The 21,021-nt window shown below is 69.6% G+C and carries 16 protein-coding genes; 10 read left to right on the top strand and 6 right to left on the bottom strand.

Features of this window, described 5'->3' with window-relative positions; translation table 11 throughout:
* Nucleotides 1–62: 62 nt before the first annotated feature.
* Both DAT35_RS23695 and DAT35_RS23690 read right to left on the bottom strand, forming a co-directional pair.
* Nucleotides 63–1,262, bottom strand: a complete 1,200-nt coding sequence (locus DAT35_RS23695; protein WP_304466066.1) for a hypothetical protein — start codon at nucleotides 1,260–1,262, stop codon at nucleotides 63–65.
* A gap of 418 nt (nucleotides 1,263–1,680) precedes the next feature.
* Nucleotides 1,681–2,898: a hypothetical protein gene (locus DAT35_RS23690; protein ID WP_108069408.1), complete on the bottom strand. Its 1,218-nt coding sequence runs from the start codon at nucleotides 2,896–2,898 to the stop codon at nucleotides 1,681–1,683.
* 214 nt (nucleotides 2,899–3,112) lie between these two features.
* On the opposite strand from DAT35_RS23690, the gene DAT35_RS23685 reads away from it, so the two are divergent.
* Nucleotides 3,113–3,958 (top strand): sulfite exporter TauE/SafE family protein, encoded by an 846-nt coding sequence (locus DAT35_RS23685; protein ID WP_108069407.1) that lies wholly within the window; start codon nucleotides 3,113–3,115, stop codon nucleotides 3,956–3,958.
* A complete protein-coding gene (locus DAT35_RS23680; RefSeq protein WP_233261669.1) occupies nucleotides 3,955–4,386 on the top strand; it encodes a DUF1634 domain-containing protein in 432 nt (143 codons plus the stop codon). Before DAT35_RS23685 ends, DAT35_RS23680 begins: the two co-directional genes overlap by 4 nt.
* Before the next feature lie 4 nt (nucleotides 4,387–4,390).
* On the opposite strand, the gene DAT35_RS23675 is transcribed toward DAT35_RS23680, so the two are convergent.
* A complete protein-coding gene (locus tag DAT35_RS23675; protein ID WP_108069405.1) occupies nucleotides 4,391–9,091 on the bottom strand; it encodes a translocation/assembly module TamB domain-containing protein in 4,701 nt (1,566 codons plus the stop codon).
* Complete coding sequence (locus DAT35_RS23670; RefSeq protein WP_233261668.1) at nucleotides 9,088–11,298, bottom strand: BamA/TamA family outer membrane protein; 2,211 nt, start codon at nucleotides 11,296–11,298, stop codon at nucleotides 9,088–9,090. The genes DAT35_RS23675 and DAT35_RS23670 overlap by 4 nt, the downstream gene beginning before the upstream one ends.
* A 163-nt stretch (nucleotides 11,299–11,461) precedes the next feature.
* Here DAT35_RS23670 and DAT35_RS23665 point away from each other — a divergent pair, with 163 nt between their 5' ends.
* Nucleotides 11,462–11,803, top strand: a complete 342-nt coding sequence (locus DAT35_RS23665) for a hypothetical protein (protein WP_108069403.1) — start codon at nucleotides 11,462–11,464, stop codon at nucleotides 11,801–11,803.
* 7 nt (nucleotides 11,804–11,810) lie between these two features.
* Here the strand turns inward: DAT35_RS23665 and DAT35_RS23660 are convergent, their stop codons facing one another.
* Together DAT35_RS23660 and DAT35_RS23655 are read right to left on the bottom strand one after the other, a co-directional pair.
* On the bottom strand, nucleotides 11,811–12,206 hold the full coding sequence (locus DAT35_RS23660; RefSeq protein ID WP_108069402.1) for a hypothetical protein: 396 nt from the start codon (nucleotides 12,204–12,206) through the stop codon (nucleotides 11,811–11,813).
* Between the two features lie 67 nt (nucleotides 12,207–12,273).
* Entirely contained in the window at nucleotides 12,274–13,821 is a 1,548-nt protein-coding gene (locus DAT35_RS23655) for a 4-alpha-glucanotransferase (RefSeq protein ID WP_108069730.1), read from the bottom strand.
* Nucleotides 13,822–13,979: 158 nt separating this feature from the next.
* Here DAT35_RS23655 and DAT35_RS23650 point away from each other — a divergent pair, with 158 nt between their 5' ends.
* From DAT35_RS23650 to DAT35_RS23620, 7 genes are all read left to right on the top strand, one after another.
* On the top strand, nucleotides 13,980–14,561 hold the full coding sequence (locus DAT35_RS23650) for a DNA-3-methyladenine glycosylase (protein ID WP_108069401.1): 582 nt from the start codon (nucleotides 13,980–13,982) through the stop codon (nucleotides 14,559–14,561).
* A 35-nt stretch (nucleotides 14,562–14,596) separates the two neighbouring features.
* Nucleotides 14,597–15,211, top strand: a complete 615-nt coding sequence (locus tag DAT35_RS23645) for an RNA polymerase sigma factor (RefSeq protein WP_108069400.1) — start codon at nucleotides 14,597–14,599, stop codon at nucleotides 15,209–15,211.
* A 60-nt stretch (nucleotides 15,212–15,271) separates the two neighbouring features.
* A complete protein-coding gene (locus tag DAT35_RS23640) occupies nucleotides 15,272–15,511 on the top strand; it encodes an anti-sigma factor (RefSeq protein ID WP_108069729.1) in 240 nt (79 codons plus the stop codon).
* The gene (locus DAT35_RS23635) at nucleotides 15,508–16,575 is read left to right on the top strand and encodes a radical SAM protein (protein WP_108069399.1); all 1,068 of its coding nucleotides are present in this window, start codon (nucleotides 15,508–15,510) and stop codon (nucleotides 16,573–16,575) included. Before DAT35_RS23640 ends, DAT35_RS23635 begins: the two co-directional genes overlap by 4 nt.
* Before the next feature lie 11 nt (nucleotides 16,576–16,586).
* Nucleotides 16,587–17,201: a DedA family protein gene (locus tag DAT35_RS23630; protein WP_108069398.1), complete on the top strand. Its 615-nt coding sequence runs from the start codon at nucleotides 16,587–16,589 to the stop codon at nucleotides 17,199–17,201.
* Nucleotides 17,202–17,270: 69 nt separating this feature from the next.
* Nucleotides 17,271–18,785 (top strand): hypothetical protein, encoded by a 1,515-nt coding sequence (locus tag DAT35_RS23625; protein WP_199242976.1) that lies wholly within the window; start codon nucleotides 17,271–17,273, stop codon nucleotides 18,783–18,785.
* Nucleotides 18,786–18,890: 105 nt separating this feature from the next.
* Nucleotides 18,891–21,020: a hypothetical protein gene (locus DAT35_RS23620; protein ID WP_108069728.1), complete on the top strand. Its 2,130-nt coding sequence runs from the start codon at nucleotides 18,891–18,893 to the stop codon at nucleotides 21,018–21,020.
* Nucleotide 21,021: the final 1 nt, after the last annotated feature.

Genomic DNA, 21,021 nt, shown 5'->3' with positions numbered 1-21,021 from the left:
CCTCGACGCCAACGGCATCGAGGTGTCCCGCGGAACCGTCACCGGGCAAGGAGCCGGCTGCCTCAGGGCCCACGGAGGACGGTCAGTCCCTGGTCGGTGAGAACGAGCAGCATGCTCGGCGTCACGGTGGGTTCGTAGACGAGCTGCAAGACGCGTTGACCGGACACCAGCTGCACCTGGGTCAGCGTCGTGCCGTCCGGCTCCAGCCTCCACAGGCCCGCGCCATCCGTGCCGATGTAGAGCGCGCCATCGTCCGTCGCCTTGAGCGCGAGGATGTGACTGGTCGGCAGCCCCGAGAGCTTCGACCAGTTCCCCGTGGTGCGTGACTTCGGCGTCATCGCCCAGACTCCGAACTCCTCGCTCCCCAGGTAGTAGCGCCCGGAGGTGGTCTGCTCGAAGGCGCGCCAGTAATCATCGGACGCCTGCCCGTTGATTACTTCGTTGAAGCCCTTGAACCTCCAGGGCGTGGGACCTGCCCAGGTGTTCTCGCGGTCCCACTCCTCGAGCTTCGCACTCGGGACGAGTACTCCGAGCATCTGCTCGTTCGCCACGAGGACATCTCCGTTCCGCGCGATGCCGAGCCCATACATCGGCGGGCACTGGAGCGACTCGGCCAGCGTTCCGTCCGGATTCGTGGTGATGAGGTACCAGCCCGGATGACGGTGGCTGTTGTACGTGAGCCCCTGGATGCGGGTCACTCCGTGGTTCGTCGTGATGTAGAGGTCACCGCGATACGGGCCGCGCGTCACGCGAGCGCAGTTCAGGATGCTGCGATCCTCCTCGTAGTGGAAGTCGTTCGTGTTGTGGATGCCGATCCGCTTGCCCCCGTTCGACACGCCGGTGCTGCGCCAGATGTGCTCCTCGAGCACGACGCTTCCATCTGATTGCAGGCGGACCGCGTCGAGATCTCCCTTCTGGTACTCGGCGTAGCGCTCGGGCGTGTAGTTCGCCTCGCCCGGTCCGGGGATGTACGTGCGCTGCGAAATCCCTTCCGCCCGCTGCATCTCGGGAGCGAGATACCCCACGTACGCGCGTCCGGCCTCACCGCCGCAGATGACCGTCGAGTCGATCGCGAGCGAATCCCAACCGAACGGCAGGCGTGCCTGTCCGATGCCCCGGGTCCACGTCGGAGCCGTATCGCCCGGGCGCAGCACGCCGATGCGGTCGCCATCGAGGAGCCAGAAGTTCAGCCCTTCATCGAGTCCAACGCTCCGCGGTGTGCCAACGCCAAACGACTGTGTGTAATTGAGCACTGCGTCCACGGGCCATGGACCTGCATCTGGGGGCGTGCCGGCATCGGGCGCCGTCCCCGCGTCCTGGGGCTCGCCGGCATCGGGCGCTGTCCCCGCGTCCTGGGGCTCGCCGGCATCGGGCGCCGTTCCCGCATCCTCGTCTGGCGTGGAGGTTGGAGGAGTGCTGGCATCCGCTGAGGGAACTGGAGGGAGCTCCGAGGGAACTCCGTTTCCATCCGAGGGACCAGGGTTCTGATCCACCTCGGGGTCGGTTGTTTTGCTCCGGTCAGTGCAACCCACCGCGAGCAATGCAATGACCGCGAGTCCTGCTCCCACCGCACCTGTGCGAATACCCATCCGTTCCTCCGTCAACGGTGGTTTGTTCGCAAGTCCCGGGCCGAGGAGTCCGCGGCCCACCGAGGGGGGAGCCCAGATTTTCCAATGCCCTCTACGCCGGGGCAGGAGGAACCGGTTCTACCGGTGCTGCGTCGGCCGTCGACGCCGCATGCAGGAGCGGCCTTCGATTCGACAGGTGCGACGCAACGGCGATGAGCGGCACCACGGCGGCGCCCACGAAGGGAACCACCTGCAACAGCGAGAATGCCATCATCAAGCCGACGCGAACGGCACGTGCCACGAGCCGGTGCTTCCATCGCCCGTGCGCGGCCACCGCGCTGGCGCTGGAGAGCCGCAGCACGCACAGCCCCGCCACCAGCCCGATGACCGGCACCGCGCCGATGAGCGCAAGCAGGGGCAGAATCCGCATCAGCGCGCGATCCGCCGCCCGGAGGAACACCCGGATGTCGTCCGGAGTCGGGAAGGCCCTGGCGCCGCACCGCGCACAGCACGCCTCGGGTCCGCCTGCTTTGAGTGGCTCGGCGCATGCGCGGCAGCGGCAGCGGGCGAGCAGCGCGAAGACGTGGGCCTGCGTGTCCGCAGCCGGTGTTCGCGTGGTGCGGCCAATCACATCCAGCGCACTCGGCTCGCGCAGCGCACCACAGCCTGGACAGCGCAGCGCCGCGCGATGCGTCGACGTGGCACAGGCAGGGCACGCGATACGCTCCGACTCCTCTCGCGCGCGGAGGATGAACCAGGCCCAGGTGACCATCCCGATGATCGGCAGCACGGCGAGGGCCGCGATCGTCGGCGCGAAGGTGCACAGCGCAATCCCACCGATGACGAAGAGCAGCTCTCCCGCCTCCAACACCATGAGGACGCCCAGCTCATCCACGCCAGGGATGGCTTCCAGCCCCTGGCGAATCCGCGTGTGCGCCCGCGCGAACACGAGCGTCAGCGCGCCCATCGCGCCCACCACCACGCCCCCGAGGAGGAGCGCTGAGGCGGGACGCTCGGCCGAGGAGGCGAAAGCCCCCACCCGGTAGCCCGCGAAGACCATCCCGGACACCGTGGCTGTCGCGACGGCAGCGCGCCAGCGCCACGGGCTCAAGTGCGGCCACACCGCTTCGACGTGGCCCCACACGAAACGCTGCGCCGACCAGGCGACGAAGAGGGTTCCAATCACCCCCGTCGCCAGGAACTGGGGCGGAGCGCCCGCGTCCGTCTCGAATGCGCCAAAGGCCGCGAGCAGAAGGGCGGCGGTGGTGGCTATCAGGGGACGGCTTCCAAAGTACGGCACAGCGGCCAGGACCGCCAGGTAGCTTCCCACGCTCTCTCCTCTCGCTTGGCCACCAGTCGACAGCGCGGAGCCCACTTTGGAGCGCCGTGCCACCCGGGGTCAATGCGTGGAGCCGCAGTGCATGTGGACCGCACCTCCGTCCACCCCCGGACACGCGGCAGACAGAGGAGCAGCCGGGCGGACGTAGGCGCGCCGTATCGAATTGCGCGCTCCGGGGAGTTGGCGGAAGGATGGGCCTACCTCTGTGACGCCCTTTCTCTTCACCATCGTGGTGTTCGTCGTGTCCCTGGGCGCGGGGCTGCTGGGCTCGCTCCTGGGGTTGGGTGGGGGCCTCATCCTCGTGCCGGTGCTCACCCTGTTGCTCGGGGTGGACATCCGCTACGCGGTGGGTGCCTCCATCGTGTCCGTCATCGCCACCTCCAGTGGTGCGGCGGCGGCTTATGTCCGTGAGCGGCTCACCAACCTGCGCGTGGCCATGTTCCTCGAGCTGGCCACCACCGCCGGAGCGCTGACGGGAGCCGCCATCGCCGGCATCGTCAGTGGGCGCTGGCTGTACCGCGTCTTTGGCGCGGTGATGGCGTATTCGGCGCTCGCCATGTTGCGCAAGCTGGGGAGTGGTGCTCGCCCGGCGGCAGTGGCCGGGCCCGACGCGCTCGCGGACCGTCTGGGGCTGCACGGCAGCTACTGGGACGAGGAGGCTGGGCGCGAGGTGTCCTACCGCGTCACCCGCCCGCTGACGGGACTGGGCCTCATGTACGCGGCGGGCACCGTGAGCGGGCTGCTGGGCATCGGCTCGGGGGCGCTGAAGGTGCCGGCGATGGACCTCGCCATGGGGCTGCCCTTCAAGGTGTCCACCGCCACCAGCAACTTCATGATTGGTGTCACCGCCGCGGCCAGTGCCGGCGTCTACTTCGCGCGGGGGGACATTGATCCGTTCATCGCCGGCCCCGTGTGTGCCGGCGTGGTGCTGGGTGCCTTCGCCGGCTCGCACTACCTCACGAAGGTGAAGAGCCAATGGCTGCGGGGCCTCTTCGTGGCGGTGTTGCTGTGGGTGGCCTTCCAGATGCTCCGCAAGGGAGTGGGTCCGTGAGCGAGCAATCCCTGACTCCCTCTCCGCGAGCCGTCCCGGACGCGCTGGCCCGGGAGGATGGCCCCGAGCTGCTCATCAGCAACGTGCTGCGCCTGGGCGTGACGCTCTGCCTCGCCCTGGTGACGGTGGGCATCGCGCTGACCTTCCTCCACCACCCCGACTACTTCTTCTCGGGCCAGGCGCTCCAGGGCCTCACCGCCCCGGACCACGGGCCGCATGTGCTGTCAGACGTGTTCGGGGGGGCGGTGGACGCCCGCGGGCAGGCCTTCGTGATGGTGGGGCTGCTCGTGCTGATGGCCACCCCGGTGCTCCGCGTGGCGCTCTCGCTGCTCGTCTTCGGCCGCCAGCGCGATCTCACCTTCGTCACGGTGACGTTCGTGGTGCTCTCCCTGCTGCTGGTGTCCTTCGTGTGGGGCGGGGTGGAGTAGGGCGTCAGTATTCCTTGCTCCAGATGACGTCCGCGCCGCCCTGCTGCGCATCGCCGTACTCCCCCTGGACACTCCAGCGCGGGCTGAACTGGTACTCCAGCCGCACCGCGTTGGCGTTCTCCCGCCGGGTGGTGGACTGGTTCTGCGAAGTGCCCAGCCGGGCGCTGTAGCCCAGGTACAGCTGCTCCGTGAGGTACTTGCCCACCTCCAGCCGCGCTCCCGCCAGGCCCTGCTCACCGGCCTCGATGGTGAGCACGTCCAGCGGCAGTTTCGCGGCCAGGGCCTTGCGCGCCTGCGATGCCAGCACCGAGCCCAGCACCGACGCCACCTGTCCCTGGTTCATCGACGCACCCGAGCCCGCCTTGAGCGTGCGCCGGCCCGTGGCCAGCAGCGTGTAGATCTCCGTCTCCGGCAGCGGCGGATCGCTGGTGGGCTTGATGGTGAAGTCCTTTCCCTGCCCGCGCACGGTGACGAAGACCTTCACGCCCGCGCGCTCGTTGTTGTACTCGGCCGTGGCGTTGATGTAGGGCGTCAGCGCCGGGCCGGTGAAGCGCACCTGACTGGAGCTCTGGACGGTGAAGCGCCGGCCGAGCACCTCCACCTCGCCGCGCAGCGCGCGCACCTCGCCGTAGATGGTGGCGGTGGTGTCCGCGTATTCGATGTGGAAGTCCTCCGACAGGCCGAGCTCCGCATTGACGTCCGAGCCGTTCACCCAGAGGTTCTTGGGTGCGTTGATGTTCACCCAGTACTGGCGCGGCGCCTCCTCCTGTCCGGTCGGGCCCGCTCCTCCCGTGGCTGTACCCGGGCGGGCCCCGTCCGTTGGAGGGGCACTGCGCTTGCGCTTGGGCTCCTGCAGCGGCGCTCCGTTGCACACCAGGACGATTCCCTCGGGCCGGTCCAACGCCTGCAAGTCCTTGCGTCTGGCTTCCGGCAGGTGGATGTGGGCCTCGGGAATGGAGAGGTTGCGCAGGTTGAGGAGCTTCGGGGTCAGCTCGCCCTCGAAGCGGGTGCGCAGTTGGACGGAGGCCAGGAGCTGGTCGTCATAGACGAGCGGGAAGTCGTTCATCTCCCCCTCGCCGTTGAAGGTGTACTGTTTCGCCGACGTGCGGTCCGCCTCCGCCTTGAATTTCAAGGTGCCACTGCCGCTGGTCGCGGAGAAGTCGGCGAGGTTCAGGCGCTGCTCGGTGCCGTTGAGCGCCACGTGCACGTTCTGGTAGTCGCCCATGCCTTCCAGGGCGAGCCGGCCATTCTCCCACTCGAGCCCGCCCCGGTAGTTGGGCTCCTTGAGGGTGCCACCCAGGTGCACCTTCTCCATCCGCAGCACGCCGCCAATGGCGCGCACCATGGGCAGGCGCGAGCCGGAGAGGAAGGACAGGTCGAACTGGTGCGCGTCCATGTCCACTTCGAAAGGCACCTGTTTGTAGTCCAGGCCCCGCCGCAGCGTGGACAGGGACAGCTCCTGCGTGGCGCTGCCCCGGGCCACCAGCGTGCCGCCCTTGGGTGAGGAGAGGAGTGCCGAGAGGGTGGAGCGGGCGCTGTCGTAGGTGTAGTGGAGGCGCGCCTCGCCGAAACCAATCTGGCTCACGCCGATGTTCTGCACTCCGGCGGTGAGGTCCACCTGGGGCTCTTCCAGCGTGCCGCGCGCCCGCAGGTTCAGGGTGAGGACGTTCTGGTGGTCGGGGAGCTGGGGTTCCTCCTCCTCGGTGCTGGTCCTGCACCGCGCGCTCAGGCCGGCCACGGGCGCGGAGGTCTCGGCCAGGCCCATCGCCTCGCGCTGCGAGAGGGGGCCCGCGCGGGCCGTGAGCGTGAAGGGCACCCGGCCCACCACCTCCTGGTCCTGCAGCGCGGCGATGGGGGAGTCCACGGTGGCGTCCACCTGGGCCAGCAGCGTGTCCTCGCGCCGCGCGGTGAGCTGGAGCTTCACGGACGCAGCCTCCGTGCTCAGCGCGAACTCACCGTCGATGGGCTTCAGGCCGTTCATCGTCGCCCGCCGGGCCGCCAGCTTCAGCTCGCCCACGGGGGCCAGCATCGGGCCGGTGAAGTGGGCCGTCATCGACACCGTGCCGCCCGCGCGGTCCGCCAGGCCGAACCGCGACAGCAACCCCAGCGGTGCCTCGTTCACCTCGGCCCGCAGCTGCCGCATCGGCGTCTCCATCAGCTGGACCGCCGTGGGTGGGTTCGCCAACAGCTGGCCCAGGGTGAAGGGCATCTCGAGGGCGGCGGAGGCCTTCGCGCCAATGCCATGCAGGTCCAGCGTCGCGCTGAGCGTGCCGTCCTTGTCGTCGGAGTGGGCAGTGAGCTCGAAGCCCAGCGGCTCTCCTCTCAGCTCGGGAGGCAGTGCACCGGGGGCCAGCACCACGGGCGGTGGCTGCCGGGGAGGGACGCCCCAGTAGCGCAGGTTCTCGCCCTTCAGCGCGAGCGCCAGGAGTGGATCATTCGCCAGCCCCTTCATCGACAGGGTGCCGGAGAGGATGCCGGTGGCGGACTCGGGCTGTCCGGCCATGCGCAGCGCGGGGCCGATGTCCACCCGGTCCACGGTCAGCTCCAGGCCCACGGGCTCGCGGCGGCGGTGCATCAGTCCCTGGACTGGCACGTCGAAGTGGGCGGAGACGCGGCCGGCGGGGGCACTCGCGGCGAGGGTGCCGGTGGCGCGGTCTCGCACGTAGCGGCCCTGCAGATCGACATCCAGGTCCGAGTACTGCTGGTAGCGGCCGCCCTTCAATGTGAGGGCCACGTCGGCATCCGGCCGGGGCAGGCGTCCGCTCACCGCGACCTGGCCGGAGAGCTGGCCCTCCACGTCGAGCGCGGGAGGCAGGAAGGCCTTGGGCAGCCGCCCGAGGTCGAAGGCCCGCAGCTCGGTGCGCGCGTCGAGCCGCTCGCCCTCCTTCGTCAGGGCCAGTGAGAGGGCCTGTCCACCGGAGGTGAGCGTGAGGGGCGCCACCTCCACGCGGCCGTTGCCCCAGCCCAGGTGGGTGGGCCGCTCGAGTGTCCAGCCCGCCTCGGGGTAGCGCAGGGTGAGGGCTTCGAGCCCGAGGCCCTGGTTGTCCTTGTCCACGGTGCCGTGCAGCGAGACGAGGAGGTTCGTCGTGCCTCCCGTCGTCACGGAGGCCTCGAGGGCCCGGCCGTGGGTGGCGAGCGAGGCATTCAGGTCCTCGAAGGTGCGTCCCGCGGCGCTCAGCTTCGTGGCCTTCAGCGTGGCATCCGTGGTGAGGGGCTGGGTGACGTCCGGCACGCGTGCGTCGAGCGTGAGTCCCTGCACGGCGTTGTCCGCCCAGGCGAGCGCCTCGAAGCCGCCCGAGAGGGTGACGGCGGGATGGCGGGCGGGGCCGGACACGGTGAAGTCCAGGGCGCCATGGCCCGAGAGGGGCAGGGGCTCGCCGTTGCCCAGCCTGCCCACGGTGTTGGAAAAGGTCTCCAGGTTCGAGGCGACGAGCCGGCCCTCGAGCCGCACGTCTTCCTGGGTGCCCGCGCCGCTCGCGGTGAGGCTGACGCCCGGGGCCTGCGCCTGGAGCTGGGAGAGCTCGAAGCGGCCATTCTTCGCGCTCGCGTGCAGCTCCACGGGGCCGAGGGGCCGGCCGGCGATACTCGAGGGCGGAACAGTGAGGTCCACCGTGCCCTCCAGGGTCTCCAGGCTTTTGCCGCCGCCGCGCACGCTCAGGTCCGCCGCGAGCACGGTGCTCGGCCCTCCGCCCAGCAGCTTCGCCAGGTCCAGCTCGCGCACGCGGGCGGTGAGGCCGTCCGTGCGCAGCTGCACCACGTCCAGCGGGCCCTGCACCTTGGCGGTGCCGCCCGCGGCCTGTGCGTCCAGGTCCATCCGCACCGTGTCTCCCGCCTGGGCCACGGTGCCCGAGAGGGTGACGGGCGCGGCCACGGGGTAGGAGGGCAGGAAGGCACGTACCAACTCCGGACTGACGGTGAGCTGCTTCACCTCGGCGTGGGCCTGCCGCTCACCCTCCAGCCCGCCCTTGCCGCGCAGCTCGAGTCCCGGGGCGTTGAGGTCCACGTCGGCGTTCAGCTTGCCTTCCTCTCCTTGGGCCTTCAGCGACAGGCGCACCGGGCCCGCGATGGGACTGGGACGGGCGAGGTTGGCGGTGGCGTCGAGTGTCGCGTCGAGCGCCTCGGTGGCCGAGGCCCAGGAGGCCGTGCCCGTGGCATCGAGGCCATCCAGACGCAGCTCCTGGTTGCCGTTCGCCGCTTCCGCCACGAAGTCGACGGAGCCTTCCGTCAGGTGGAGCTCCTCGAGGGTGAAGCGCAGGGTGCCGCGCGGTGCGTTGGGCTCCTTCGGCTTGGGTTGTCGGAGCGCGATGGAGCGGGAGAGATTGAGGCCCCGCGCGTCCTGGTGGAGGTAGAGGTGGGGCTGCTCCACTCGCGCGGAGCGCAGCACCACGTGCTTGCCCAGCAGCGGGGTGAGTGCCAACTGCGCCTCCACCCGGTCCACCTCCGCCACCAACTCCCCCTCGGGGTCGTACAGCTTCACGCCCGTGAGCACGATGGTGCGCAGGCCGAGGTCGAGCCCCCCGATGTCCACGCGGCCGGAGAGCTGCTCGTTCGCCAGATGGATGGCCAGGGCTCGGATGCGCGCTTCCCCGGCCGGACCGGTCGCATAGAGGAGCGCGCCCGCCACGAGTACCAGCAGCAACCCGAGGAGCCCGAGCAGGCCCCACAGGAGCCAGCGGCCCCGGTGTCGTCGAGGTACGGTGCTCAAAACGCCTCTCCAATCGACAGGAAGAACGTGCAGAAACCCTCGGGGGCGCCCGCGTACTTCTTCCCCTCCGGAGCATCGGTGCCTCCGAGTCCGAAACAATCACCCGCCCCACCGACGACGTCGGCCTTGCCCGTGTTCGGGTCGAAGACGGGGAGGGGACTGCCGATGTTCAACCGCCGGGCGAGGTCCAGCCGCACGGGTCCCACGATGGTGGAGTAGCGCAGACCGATGCCCACCGCCTGGTAGTGGTTGTCCCCGAAGATGCGGCTGCTCTCCTGGCGGACGTCTTCCGAATGGGACCCGAAGTTCAGCGGGCCGGCACCGGCGAGGCCGGAGTCGTGGAAGACGGCGAGGGTCAAGTCCCCGAACAGCTTGTAGCGCAGCTCCACGGAGGTCTCCACGAGGCTGTTGCCGCCGATGGGGACGACCCGGTCCGAGGGGTTCGTCGCGCCCGGGCTACTGAAGTTCATGGGGGACAGCCGCTGCGTGTTGAAGCCACGCATGGAGCCGCCGCCGCCAGAGAAGAAGCGGTTGACGACGGCGCTCTCCTGCCGGATGCGCTCACCCGAGTCGTTGGTGTTGAAGGGGGTGAGGAGCGTCCCCATCCGCAGCCGCGCCGCGAGGGTGAAGCGATTCTTCGGGCCGAAGTTGATGTACCCGCGCATGTCGGGCATCACGCGCGCGAAGGTGAAGTCTCCCTGGAGGGGTCCGCCTCCCTCCTGCAGGGACAGCGAGGCATAGAAGCCACGGTTGGGCGCGATGGGGTTGTCGCGGCGGTCCCAGGTCGCCACCTGCTCGAGGTAGCTCACGGAGATGTTGCAGGTGTCCTGCTGGCTCGTACCCGCCGGGCAGCCCAGGACGAGGGGGGGCACGGTCGTCTGGTCCTGCAGGCCCCGCTGCCCCTGGAGCCGGTAGACCTCCAGGTTGTAGGTGGGGAAGAGGGAGAAGTTCGGGTGGGGTTGCCAGATGACGCCGCCGCGCGCCCGTCCGCCGATGAAGTTGTACGCCTGCTCCAGCCCGCGCTCCGCGGTGAGGGACGCCTGCAACCGCAAGTCCCGCGCGAGGAAGCGCGGCTGCTCGAACTCGGTGGAGAGCTGGAAGACGAGTCCATGCGGGGTGCTCAGGTTGGGCGCGTCCCCCTTGCCATCTCCATTCGTATCAATCTTGTCGAAGGCGGCGGTGATGTTGGGAATGAAGGCGTAGCCCACCCGGCCATTGATGGTGAGCCGGCGCAGACCGCCGAGGAAGTTGCGGTTCGTCCACTCGCCCACGGCGCGCACCTCCTGCCGGGCCGCGTCCAGGCCGATGCCTCCACCCAGGCGGATGGAGCGGAAGGGGGCCTCGCGCACGTCCACCACCACCGGCACCATGCCGGCCTCCCGGTCGGGCGCGCCGCGGTTGACCTTCACCGCGCCGAAGACTCCCATGCGGAAGACGCGCGCCTGGGCCTCGGCCAGCGCCGACTCGCTGTACCAGTTGCCTTTGTGCACCGCGCCCTGCGCCTGCTCGATGATGCGCTTGGGGTTCACCTGCGGGTTGGCGTCCGTGGCCACGAAGATGTTGCCGAAGCGGTAGCGCTGCCCCGGCCGCACCTGAAGGTCCACCTGCGCCCCATGCGTCGCCAGGTCCACCCTCGCCTCGCCGCTCACCTCCGCCTCGGCGTAGCCCAGTTCGCGCAGGCGCTGCTTCACCTGCTCCTTCGTCGCCTCGAAGTCCTCCTCGCGGAAGGCCTTGCCCTGCACCACGGGCAGATCTTCCAGTGCCTTCTGCTGGTGTCCCGAGGGCAGCTCCTCCAGGCCCGTCACGTTGAGCGTGGTGACCTGGGTGGAAGGGCCCTCGTGTACGGTCACCTCCAGCGCGATGGCGTCCTTCCCCCGGGGCTGCTGCTTCGCGGAGTCGATCCGCGCCTCGTAGAAGCCCTGGGCCTGGTAGTAGCGGACGATGCGCTTGAGGTCCGCCAGCCAGGTGTTGGGGTCGAAGTAGTTCGGCCCGACAAAGGGGTTGATGGGCTCCCACCAGGGGGTCTTGCTGGTGACGATCTTCTCCTTGATTTCGGAGACCTTGACCTGCTGGGTGCCCTTGATGTCGAGCGCCACGACCTTGGGTTGGTCGTCCTGTCGGGCACCCGACGTGGAGGCACATCCGGCCGCGAGGACGAGCAGGGTGAGGACGGGGAGGAGCTGGCGAAGGTGCAAGGCGGCGTCCACGGTGGCTTCATAACCTGGAAGTCGCCCGGTTGACGCGCAAGGGGGTGGGTTCTTGTTCAGCGGACACTCGACCCTGGCCGGAGCGCGCGCTCTGTCCGATGCCGCGCGCCCGATGGCCCTCGGGACGTGCATCTCGAGCCCATCTGCTCCAGAGTGGGGCCGTATGTCATGGCGAATCAGAGGACTCCTGGGTGCGGCGGCTCTGGTGGTGCTCACCTCCTGCGGTGTGTCCGAGGACGAGGCGGTCCGGCTCAAGGAGGGCCAGAGACTGTTCGAGGAGGATATAGACCCGAACTACTGGTACTGCTCCACCCTGGGCTGCGTCTATGAGGGACAGGCCTGCCTGGAGGTGTTCTTCGAGTACGGCCGTTCGCCCGCGCTGTGTCTCTTCGTGGCCGGCGACAACGGCGTGTGCAACAAGGTCGAGTGCGCGAAGGAAGGGCGCGAGTGCGCCATCTTCGACGGCTTCCCCGGCCAGGTGAAGTGCATCGACAAGAAGAAGTAGGTGGGGCTCAGGGCGAGCCCGCGTCGGGAGTGGACTTCTCGCACGCGTAGACGGCGTTCCAGGTATCCCGGCACGTGTCGAACTGGGTGAGCGTGTGGCCTCCGTCCTCGCTGGGGACGCAGAACCAGCTGTGGTCCGCGCCGCAGCCGTAGGCCTGCTCCAGCTGGGAGCGGCAGCTCTCGGTGATGGCGGCGATGTCCTGGGTGCAGGTGTGCACGCAGTGGTCCCAGTAGTAGTTGTCGGACGATCTGCAGGTCGTCGCGCCCTGGGTGGGGACCGCCTGGATCTGCCCATAGCAGTAGCGCTGGCAGAGCCGCTCCTCGGGAGTGGGAAGCTGCAGGCAGCCCGTCGCCAGGGCTCCGATGCCCACCATCAACACCTGCGTGAGGCGGCGATTCGTCATACGTCCCCCGGAGTCAGGCGCGGCGCCGGGCCCCCCGCGTGGAGGGACCCGGGCCGGTGAGAGGACCTCAGCGGCGGGCCGAGGCGGTGAGGAGGCCCAGCCGCTCGGCGGCCGTGCGCGTCTCCTCGAGGGCGAGGAGATCCTCGACGTTCTGGGTGATGCGATAGGACCAGTTGGCGTCGCTCATGGAGCCGGGCAGGTTGATGCGGTCGCGCGTGCCGAGCACATCCTGCCAGGGCAGCACGCACAGGTCGCTCCCCGCGTTGAGCGCGGCGGCCAGTGTGGCCCGGTGGACGGCCGGGGAGAACTCGCGCGTCGCGGTGATGCCCTGGAACTCGGGGTAGACGCGGGCGATGCCCTGACGCTCCTCCTCCGAGGCTGCCTCCCACCACTCGGCCACGGGCTCGGTGTCATGGGTGCCGGTGGTGACGAGCGACACGGCCGGGAACTGATGCGGGTTGCGGTAGACGTTGTCGTCACGCTCCCAGCGCAGCACCCGGTAGCCCGGCAGGCCCAGGTCCTTGAGGATGGTGCGCACGAAGGGCGGAATCACGCCCAGGTCCTCGGCGACGATGCCCGCGTCCTTCGACAGCAGGCGGAAGTGCAGCTCGCCGTAGCGCTTCCAGGCCTCCTCGTGGTCGGGGATGAAGCGGCCGGTGGGCGTCTTCTCGTCGCGGATCCACTGGCGGAAGTAGCCCACCGCGTGGTCCACCCGGCGCAGGTCGTAGTAGCTGGCCGCCTTGGTGGCGCGCGACTTGAGCCAGCGGTAGTCGTCCTTCTCCATCTGCGCGAAGTCGAAGTAGGGCAGGCCCCAGTCCTGGCCCGTGGCGGAGAAGGCGTCCGGAGGCACGCCCAGGCGCGCGTCGCGGCGCAGCACGTCCCGGTGCACCCACACGTCCGAGCTGTCCTGGCCGATGATGAAGGGCTCGTCGCCGCACAGGAGCACGCCGCGCGCCTTGGCCAGCCCCCGCACCGCGTTCCACTGCACCTCGGCCACCCACTGCAGCCAGGAGTGGTAGCGCACCTCTCGCTCCAGCCGCGCCGTCTCAGCCCCCAGGGCCTCCGGGTGCCGGTTCTTCAGCGGCTCCGGCCACTCCCACCAGGGCGAGTGGTTCCGCTCTTGGGAGATGGAGGTGTAGAGCGCGTAGCTCTCCAGCCACTCGCCCTGCTGCTGGCGCCAGTTGCGGAACTGCTGGGCGCGCGGGCCCTGGGGCCACTCGGTGCGCTCGAAGTGCTCGAAGGCCCGCCGGAAGGCCGCGCCCTTGAGACGGAAGACCAAGTCGTAGCGGATGCGGGTCGCCGAGCGCGCCTCGGCCAGCATGCGCTTCTCCTCGGGGGAGAGCGCCGCCTCGCCGCCGGTGGCGTGGAACTCCGGCAGCATCTCCAGGTTGATGAAGAGGGTGTTGAGGCCGAACGCGGAGCGCGTGGCGTAGGGGCTGGGGTCTCCCGGGGCCGTGGGCAGCAGCGGCAGCAACATCAGCAGGCGCTGACGCGCCGCCTCCATCCAGTGGAAGAGGCCATCGAGCCCGCCGAAGTCGCCAATACCGAAGTCGGTCTTCGAGCGGAGGGAGAAGAGAGGGAGCAGGAGACCGGAGATGCGGCCGGTGGAAGCCATGGTGGGCGCACAATGCACCACCCGCCACCGGCTGTGAACTGTCCTTGCACTCGGACGAGGCCGCGCCGCGGCTGCCTGCTTCCCCAGAGAGACCCCGGGCCCCCGGCGCTTTCCCGGCCGTTGACGGGACGGCTCGCCGGCGGCATCCGTTCACCACCGTGCGCCTCCCCGCCTCCTTCTACGCGCGCCCCGCGCTCACCGTTGCCCGCGAACTGTTGGGCACCCACCTCATCCTCGACGAGGGAGGCCGGCGGCGCGTGGGACGCATCGTGGAGACGGAGGCCTACGTGGGCGAGCACGACCTGGCCTGCCATGCCGCCAAGGGGCGCACGCCCCGCACCGAGGTGCTCTTCGGGCCGCCCGGGAAGGCCTACGTCTATCTCATCTACGGCATGTACCACTGCTTCAACGTGGTGACGGACGTGGAGGGGGTGGCCTCGGCGGTGCTGGTGCGAGCGGTGGAGCCGGTGGCGGGACTGCCCCCCGGGGCCCGGACGGACGGACCGGGGCGGCTGTGCCGCGCCCTGGAGTTGACGCTGGCCCACAACCGTTGGGACTTGCAGAGCGAGCAGCTTCACCTCGAGGCGGGGACACCCGTGCCCGAGGCCCGGGTGGCGCGGGGGCCGCGCATCGGGGTGGACTACGCGGGAGCGTGGGCCCTGGAGCCCTATCGGTTGTGGGTCCGGGACAGTCAACACGTGAGCCGTCCCCCAGCACGCAGGCGCGGTGAGCGCGCTTGACGCCGGACGGCGTGGCTGGGAGGGTGCGCCCCCAAATGTCCGACGAGGCCGTCAAGGAAGAGGACCGCCAGCTCGTAGCGCGGGCCCAGGCCGGCGACATCAGCGCCTTCGAGGCGCTGGTGGATGCCCACCGGGACAAGGTGTACGGCCTGGCCGTGCGGATGACCCGCTCCGAGGCGGATGCCGCTGAAATCACCCAGGACACCTTCCTGTCCGCCTACCAACATCTCAAGGAGTTCCGCGGGGATGCGGCCTTTGGTTCGTGGGTGCACCGCATCGCCGCCAACAATTCCCTGATGCGGCTGCGCCACCGCCGGGTGGTGCAGGCCGCCGAGGAAGAGATCCAGGGTCCGGAGTTCACCGAGCGGGGGAGCCTGTCCGAGTACCCCGCCCAGGACTGGAGCCGGAGCGCCGAGGGCCGCATCCTGGACGCCGAGCTGGGGCGGGCCATCCAGGAGGCAACCGACCGCCTGCCCGAGGGGTACCGGGAGGTCTTTCTCTTGAAGGACGTGGAAGGGCTCAGTTACGAACAGATTGCCGAGGCGACGGGGGACTCCATCCCCGCCATCAAGAGCCGGTTGCACCGGGCCCGACTAGCGCTTCGCGAAGCGATCGATCGATTCTACAATCAAGGCGAAGTGAACGGGTGAAACCCATCAGGCGGCTGGGCATCTTCGTGAATGACGAGGCAGGCCACGGCCGAGGTCCGGATGTACACGTGTAAAGACACCATCAACCTCCTGTTGGACTTCCTCGATGGCGAGCTGTCGCCCGAGGATACGCAGCACTTGCGAGAGCACCTGTCCGGGTGCGCGCCGTGCATTGATTTCCTGCGCACGTACAAGGCGACGCCAGGCCTGTGTAAACGTGCGTTGGCCCAGCAGATGCCGCAGGAGGTCTCGGCGAAGCTCTCCGAGTTCCTCCGCTCCCGCATCAAGTCCTCCCCGTGAAGCTCAACCTGAAGTCGTTGTCGCTGCCGGAGCTACAGCAGGCCCTGGCCCCCGCCGCGCCCTCGCCGGTCGCGGTGCGCAAGGTGTTCGCCTCCATTTTCGCCCATGGGGCCTCCTCGCTCGAGGAGGTGTGCCAGGCCCCCCAGGTGCCGCGGCGCGTCGCGGATTTTCTACGGGAAAACGCGGAGATGACCCACCTGGAGGTGGTGGAGCGGCGCAAGGCGGATGACGGCTTCGTGAAGTACCTCTTCGCCTCGCCCCTGGGGGGGCGGGTGGAGGCGGTGCGCATCCCCATCTTCGATGAGAAGTACGTGGTGTGCGTCTCCAGCCAGGTGGGCTGTGCGCTGGCGTGCGACTTCTGCATGACGGGCAAGCTGGGCTTCAAGCGCAACCTGCGCACCTGGGAGATATTGGACCAGGTGATGCAGATCCGCGCCGAGGCGGATCGGCCGGTGCGCGGCGTGGTGTTCATGGGGATGGGAGAGCCGCTGCTCAACTACGCGGAGACGCTGCGAGCGGCGCAGATCCTCTCCCACCCGGCGGGCTTCGCCATCTCCGGCCCCTCCATCACCTTCTCCACCGCGGGCATGGTGCCGGCCATCCGGCGCTATGTGAGCGAGGGGCACCCGTACCGGCTGGCCTTCTCGGTGACGAGCGCCATTGCGGAGAAGCGGCTGCAGGTGCTGCCCATCGAGAAGGCGCACCCGCTGCCGGAGTTGGTGGACGCCATCCGCGAGTACGCCACGGTGCGGCGCGAGCGGGCGATGATCGCCTACGTGGCCATCAGCGGCTTCAACCTCGGGCGCGAGGACGCGCTGGCGTTGAAGGAGACGTTCGAGGGCATCCCCATCAAGGTGGACCTCATCGACGTGACGGACCCGACGGGGAAGTACCTGCCGCCCTCGCCCGAGGAGCTGAAGGCGTTCCGGGACCATCTGCAGGTCCTGGGGGCGCCCATCGCCCGGCGCTACTCGGGAGGCAAGGACATCGGGGCGGCGTGCGGGACGCTGGAAGCTTCACAATATGGGGGCGTGGTGCTGCCGCCTCCGGAGTCCTCTGCTTAATTTGCAGGGGCATGGTCGAGCTCCTCGACAACCTCATTGCGCACATCGGATGGCTTGGGCTGTTGGTGCTCGGGCTGGCGGCGGCGCTGGAGTACGTGGTGCCGCCGTTCCCCGGGGACACCATCACCCTGCTGGGCGGGGTGTACGCGGTGCGGGGCGAGCACCCGTGGCCCCTGGTGTTCCTGGTGGTGGTGGCGGGGAGTGTGGTGGGGGCGCTCATCAACTACCAGGTGGGGCGGTGGTTGGTGGGGCGCTTCGAGCGGCGGCCGGGCGAGGCCTTCCTTGGAATCACTCATGAGCGGCTGGAGTCGATGCAGTCGCAGATGCGGCACAAGGGGCCGTGGTTGCTGCTGGCCAACCGCTTCATCCCCGGCGTGCGGGGGTTGATCTTCGTGGCGGCGGGGGCGGCGCACATGCCGCGCGCCAATGCGCTCATCCTCGGGGCGCTGTCGGCGATGGCTCACACGGGCCTGGTGCTGGCGTTGGGCGCGGCGGTGGGCGGCAACCTCGAGCAGCTCGAGGAGTTGATGTGGCGCTACCAGCGGGCGGTCCTCGGACTGGTGGTGGTGGGCGTGGTGGCGGTGGTGGTGCGCGCCCTCGCGAAGCGCAGGTCGCCCGCGATGTGAGCGCCGATATATCCGTCGGCTCCGTGACGTTGCTGGGGTGATTCGCTTCTCCTGCCCCGGAGCTTCCTCGTGAGCCGGTCTCTCCTGCTGTCGCTGGCACTGGTCTCGGTGCTTGGCTGTGCACGTGCGGTGAAGCCCGAGGACGCCACTCCTCGCTACGAGCACATCTATTACACGCCCGTCGAGGAGGCGCTGGCCGCCACCCGCACGCTGATGCAGGAGCGGGGCTTCGCCTTCGAGGAGACCGAGGACCCCAACCAGCTCCTCACCCAATGGAAGCAGCCCGTCTCGGGCACTCGGGGCAATGGCTTCTTCGAGCGCTACCTCGTGGTGGGCATCCGGGTGGCGCCGCGGCAGTCCGTGGTGCGCATCTTCCGCATGCGCCGCGCCGTGACAGGCAACGACGTGGAGGTGCGCAGCTACATGAAGAAGTCCGTCCTGGAGGAGAAGGAGTGGATGTCCAATCCTTCCACCCGGAATCCGCAGTTCTTCCAGACGGCAGGGGTCTCTTCTCTGGGTGGGGTGGCGCATGGGACGCGGGACCTGGAGCTGGAGAAGGTGCTGGCCCTGCGCCTGGAGTCGGGCGCTTCCGTCGAGACGCTCAGCGGCAACGTGCGGGAGGCTCCGCCCGCGCGGGCCCTGAGCAGGGAGCCGTCGTTCTATCTGCAGCGCTGGAAGACGGACGCGGCGGCAACGGCTTCCGCGGAGAGCCCGTGTCCGCGACAGGTGCAGGGGTTGCGCGAGCTGCTGCGGCCCGGGCTGACGCTGCTGGTGGGCGAGCAGCTCGGTACGCGGGAGACGCCGGAGGTGGTGGGCGACATGGTGTGCGAGGCCGCCGCGCTGGGCCTGCCCGTGGCGCTGGGGGTCTCCGTCTCCCAGGTGGAGCAGGCGCGGTTGGATGCGTACCTGGCCAGCCCTGGCGCCCCGGCGGATCAAGACGAGCTGCTGCGCGGCGACTTCTGGCGCAAGCCCCACCAGGACGGGCGGAGCAGCCGCGCGATGATGGAGCTGGTGGACCGAGTCCGCTCCCTGCGCGCCTCCGGTCTGCCCGTGTCGCTGGTGGCCTTCGGTGTCGAGACGTCCACCGGCAGTCAGCGGGACATGCAGATGGCGGATGCGTTGCTCGTGCGCCGCGAGAAGCAGCGGGAGGAGGTGCTCCTCGTGCTCGCGGGCAACGTCCACGTGCAGACCAGGGAGGGCGTGTCCTGGGACGAGCACTTCATCCCCATGGCCTGGCACCTGGCCAAGGCGGACAAGAATCTGGTGGCGCTCGACCTGAGCTATGCACCGGGCTCGCGCTGGGGCTGTGACCTGAAGCGTGAGGGGGACCTCGAGTGTGGCATCGTCGGCACCACGCCTCACCCGCGCGTGTCGGCGCCTCCGGGGTTGAACCCGAACATCCGCCTCTTCGAGAAGCCGACCGAGGAGGGATTCCACGGGTTGTTGTATGTGGGCGCCCTGTCCCCCTCGATGCCCGCGGTGTCGCAGACGGAGGTGGAGCCGCCGGTCCCCAGCTCCGTGCCCAGGAAATACATCCGGCAGACGCAGGGGTTGAGCCAGCCCCAATATCCGCCCATCTTCTGACGAGGCCCGCTGACGTCGCCCGAATGACAGGGCGAGGGTCTTTCATCCATCCCTCGCTCGAGGGGGCGTTGAGCGCTCGAGCGGGCCCGCGATTAAGTGGCGGCCATGCTTCGTTCCCGCCCCTGGTTCCTCCTCCTCGTGGCGTTCGTGCTCGCTGGCGGCTGCCGGTGTGACGCGCCTCCCGTGGGGGGGACACGGGGGGACTTCCGGGTGGAGTCGCAGGTGCTCGACTTCGGACGGGTACTCGAAGGAGAGACGGCACGCCGCTCGGTGACGGTGGTGGGGACGGGCCGCTCCAGTGTCTCGGTGTCCGCTTCCGTGGGGAGTGGACCGTTCACCCTGCCAGCGGCCGAGGTGTCCGTTCCGGGTGCTGGCTCGGTCTCGCTGGAGGTCCTGTTCCCGGCGGGCCAGGGTCCGGTGGAAGGCACGCTGCTTCTGTCCGCGGGAGGGCACTCGGAGGAGGTGGCCCTGAAGGGGGAGGGCGTGCGGCCCCTGGCGTGTGTGCCCTCGACGCCGTGCCGTCAGTCCCGCTTCGAGCTGGAGCCGGGCGCGTGTGTGGAGTCGGAGGCTCCGGACGGAACGACCTGCATCCCCGACAGCCGGTGTCAGGAGCACGGACGCTGCCAGGCCGGAGTGTGCGTGGGCTCGCCGCGTTCGTGCGACGACGGCAATCCGTGCACCCGGGATGCATGCGCGCCGGACATGGGCTGTGTGACTGCTCCCGTGGTCTGTCCTGCATCGGGCAATCCCTGCCGGGCGGGTATGTGTGACCGCGAGCGGGGTTGCACCGAGGTGGATGTCCAGGACCTCACCGTCTGCGGCACGGTGGACTGTGTCTCCGCCCGGTTGTGCTTCTCCGGCACCTGCAGGGAGGTGCCCACGCCCGAGGGGTTCCTCTGCGCGCCCGCCACTCCGTGCCAGGAGGAGGGGCACTGCAGCGCCAGCAGATGCATGCGTCCGGACCCGACGGAGCTCGCACCTGACTTCGTCCAGGAACTCGGGGGGGAGCCCGTCTTCGAGCCTGGCGGGCCGGTGTTGCTCTCGCACGGTGACGCCCTCTTCGCCTCGGTGTGTAGCGGCGATGCCGGATGCCGGCTGGTGTCATACACGAGCAATGGTTTCCTGCGTTTCGAGACGCCCTACCCGGATGGTGCGGCGCGTGCGCTGCTGGCCGTCTCGGACGCGGGCGTGGTGCTGCATGAGCCGGAGGGGCTCGAGTCCCATGCCATCGCGGGGACGGGGGTCCCCCTGTGGCGTGTTCCTCTCGAGGGTCTCGAGCCGCCTCCTGGAGTTGGGGACGTCGTCCCCGCTACGGGTGCCGGGCGTGTCGCGCTTGGCTCCGAAGGAGAGGTGGTGTCGCTCGTGTCATGGACACCGCGAGATGCAGGGGATGGCGGGGCGGAGCCGGACGAGGACGCGGGGAGCGGGCAGGGGGCGACGCTCGTGGTGCTCTCCCCGGATGGTGGGGTGCTGCGGTCGGGCGCCGTGGAGGGCTTCGCGGGAGATGTGCGGGTGGCACTGGACTCTCGCGGAGACGTGTTCCTCTTCGGCGCGGGCGGGCCGTTGGCTCGTGCCGAGCCGGAAGATGGAGGTGCGGGCTTCCGGCTCGTGCCATTGCTCGCGGAGGTGCCGGAGTCGGGGGCCTCGCTCGCCGTGGCGGGAGGCCGGCTCTTCGCGGGCGCGCGGGCCTTCGTGGACGCGGATGGGGGAGCGCCCGCCGTGGCGGACTGGGACGCGGGCGTGAGAATCGTACGACCGTTCGATGAACCCGTGCTGTTGCTCGACGGCACCGGCTATGCCTTCGCCCGGGTCTGTTCGCGTGCCACCGCCTGCACCCCGGAGGAGGAGGAGCTCATGCTGCGTGCGTTCGACGCTCGCGGAGGCTCGGTGCGCTGGGAGACGTCCGTGTTGCCGGAGGAGTCCCCGGGGGTGCTGCACGAGGCCGCGCTGCTCCAGGGACGCGCGGTGAGCACGGTGACGAGCATGCGGCTCGGCGGCGAGACGCGGGCCCACGTGCAGGTGTTCGCGGATGGCCAGCGGCTCATGATGTGCCCGTTGCAGGGCGCTCCCCGCGTGGCCGGTGCCGCCTACGTGGGGCACTTCGTCTACATCGTGCTCGAGCGCGACGGCATCTGGCGGCTGGAGGCGTTCAATCTCGGCGAACTCGTCACGGCGGAGACGCGAGGGTGGCCCCAGGGGGCCGGCGTCTCCGGCTCGCGGCACGCACGCCCCTGAG

It is taken from the genome of Vitiosangium sp. GDMCC 1.1324 (assembly GCF_003044305.1).
Taxonomy (GTDB): domain Bacteria; phylum Myxococcota; class Myxococcia; order Myxococcales; family Myxococcaceae; genus Archangium.
The sequence above is the reverse complement of the archived record's forward strand: the minus strand, read 5'-3'. Positions and strand labels throughout refer to the sequence as shown.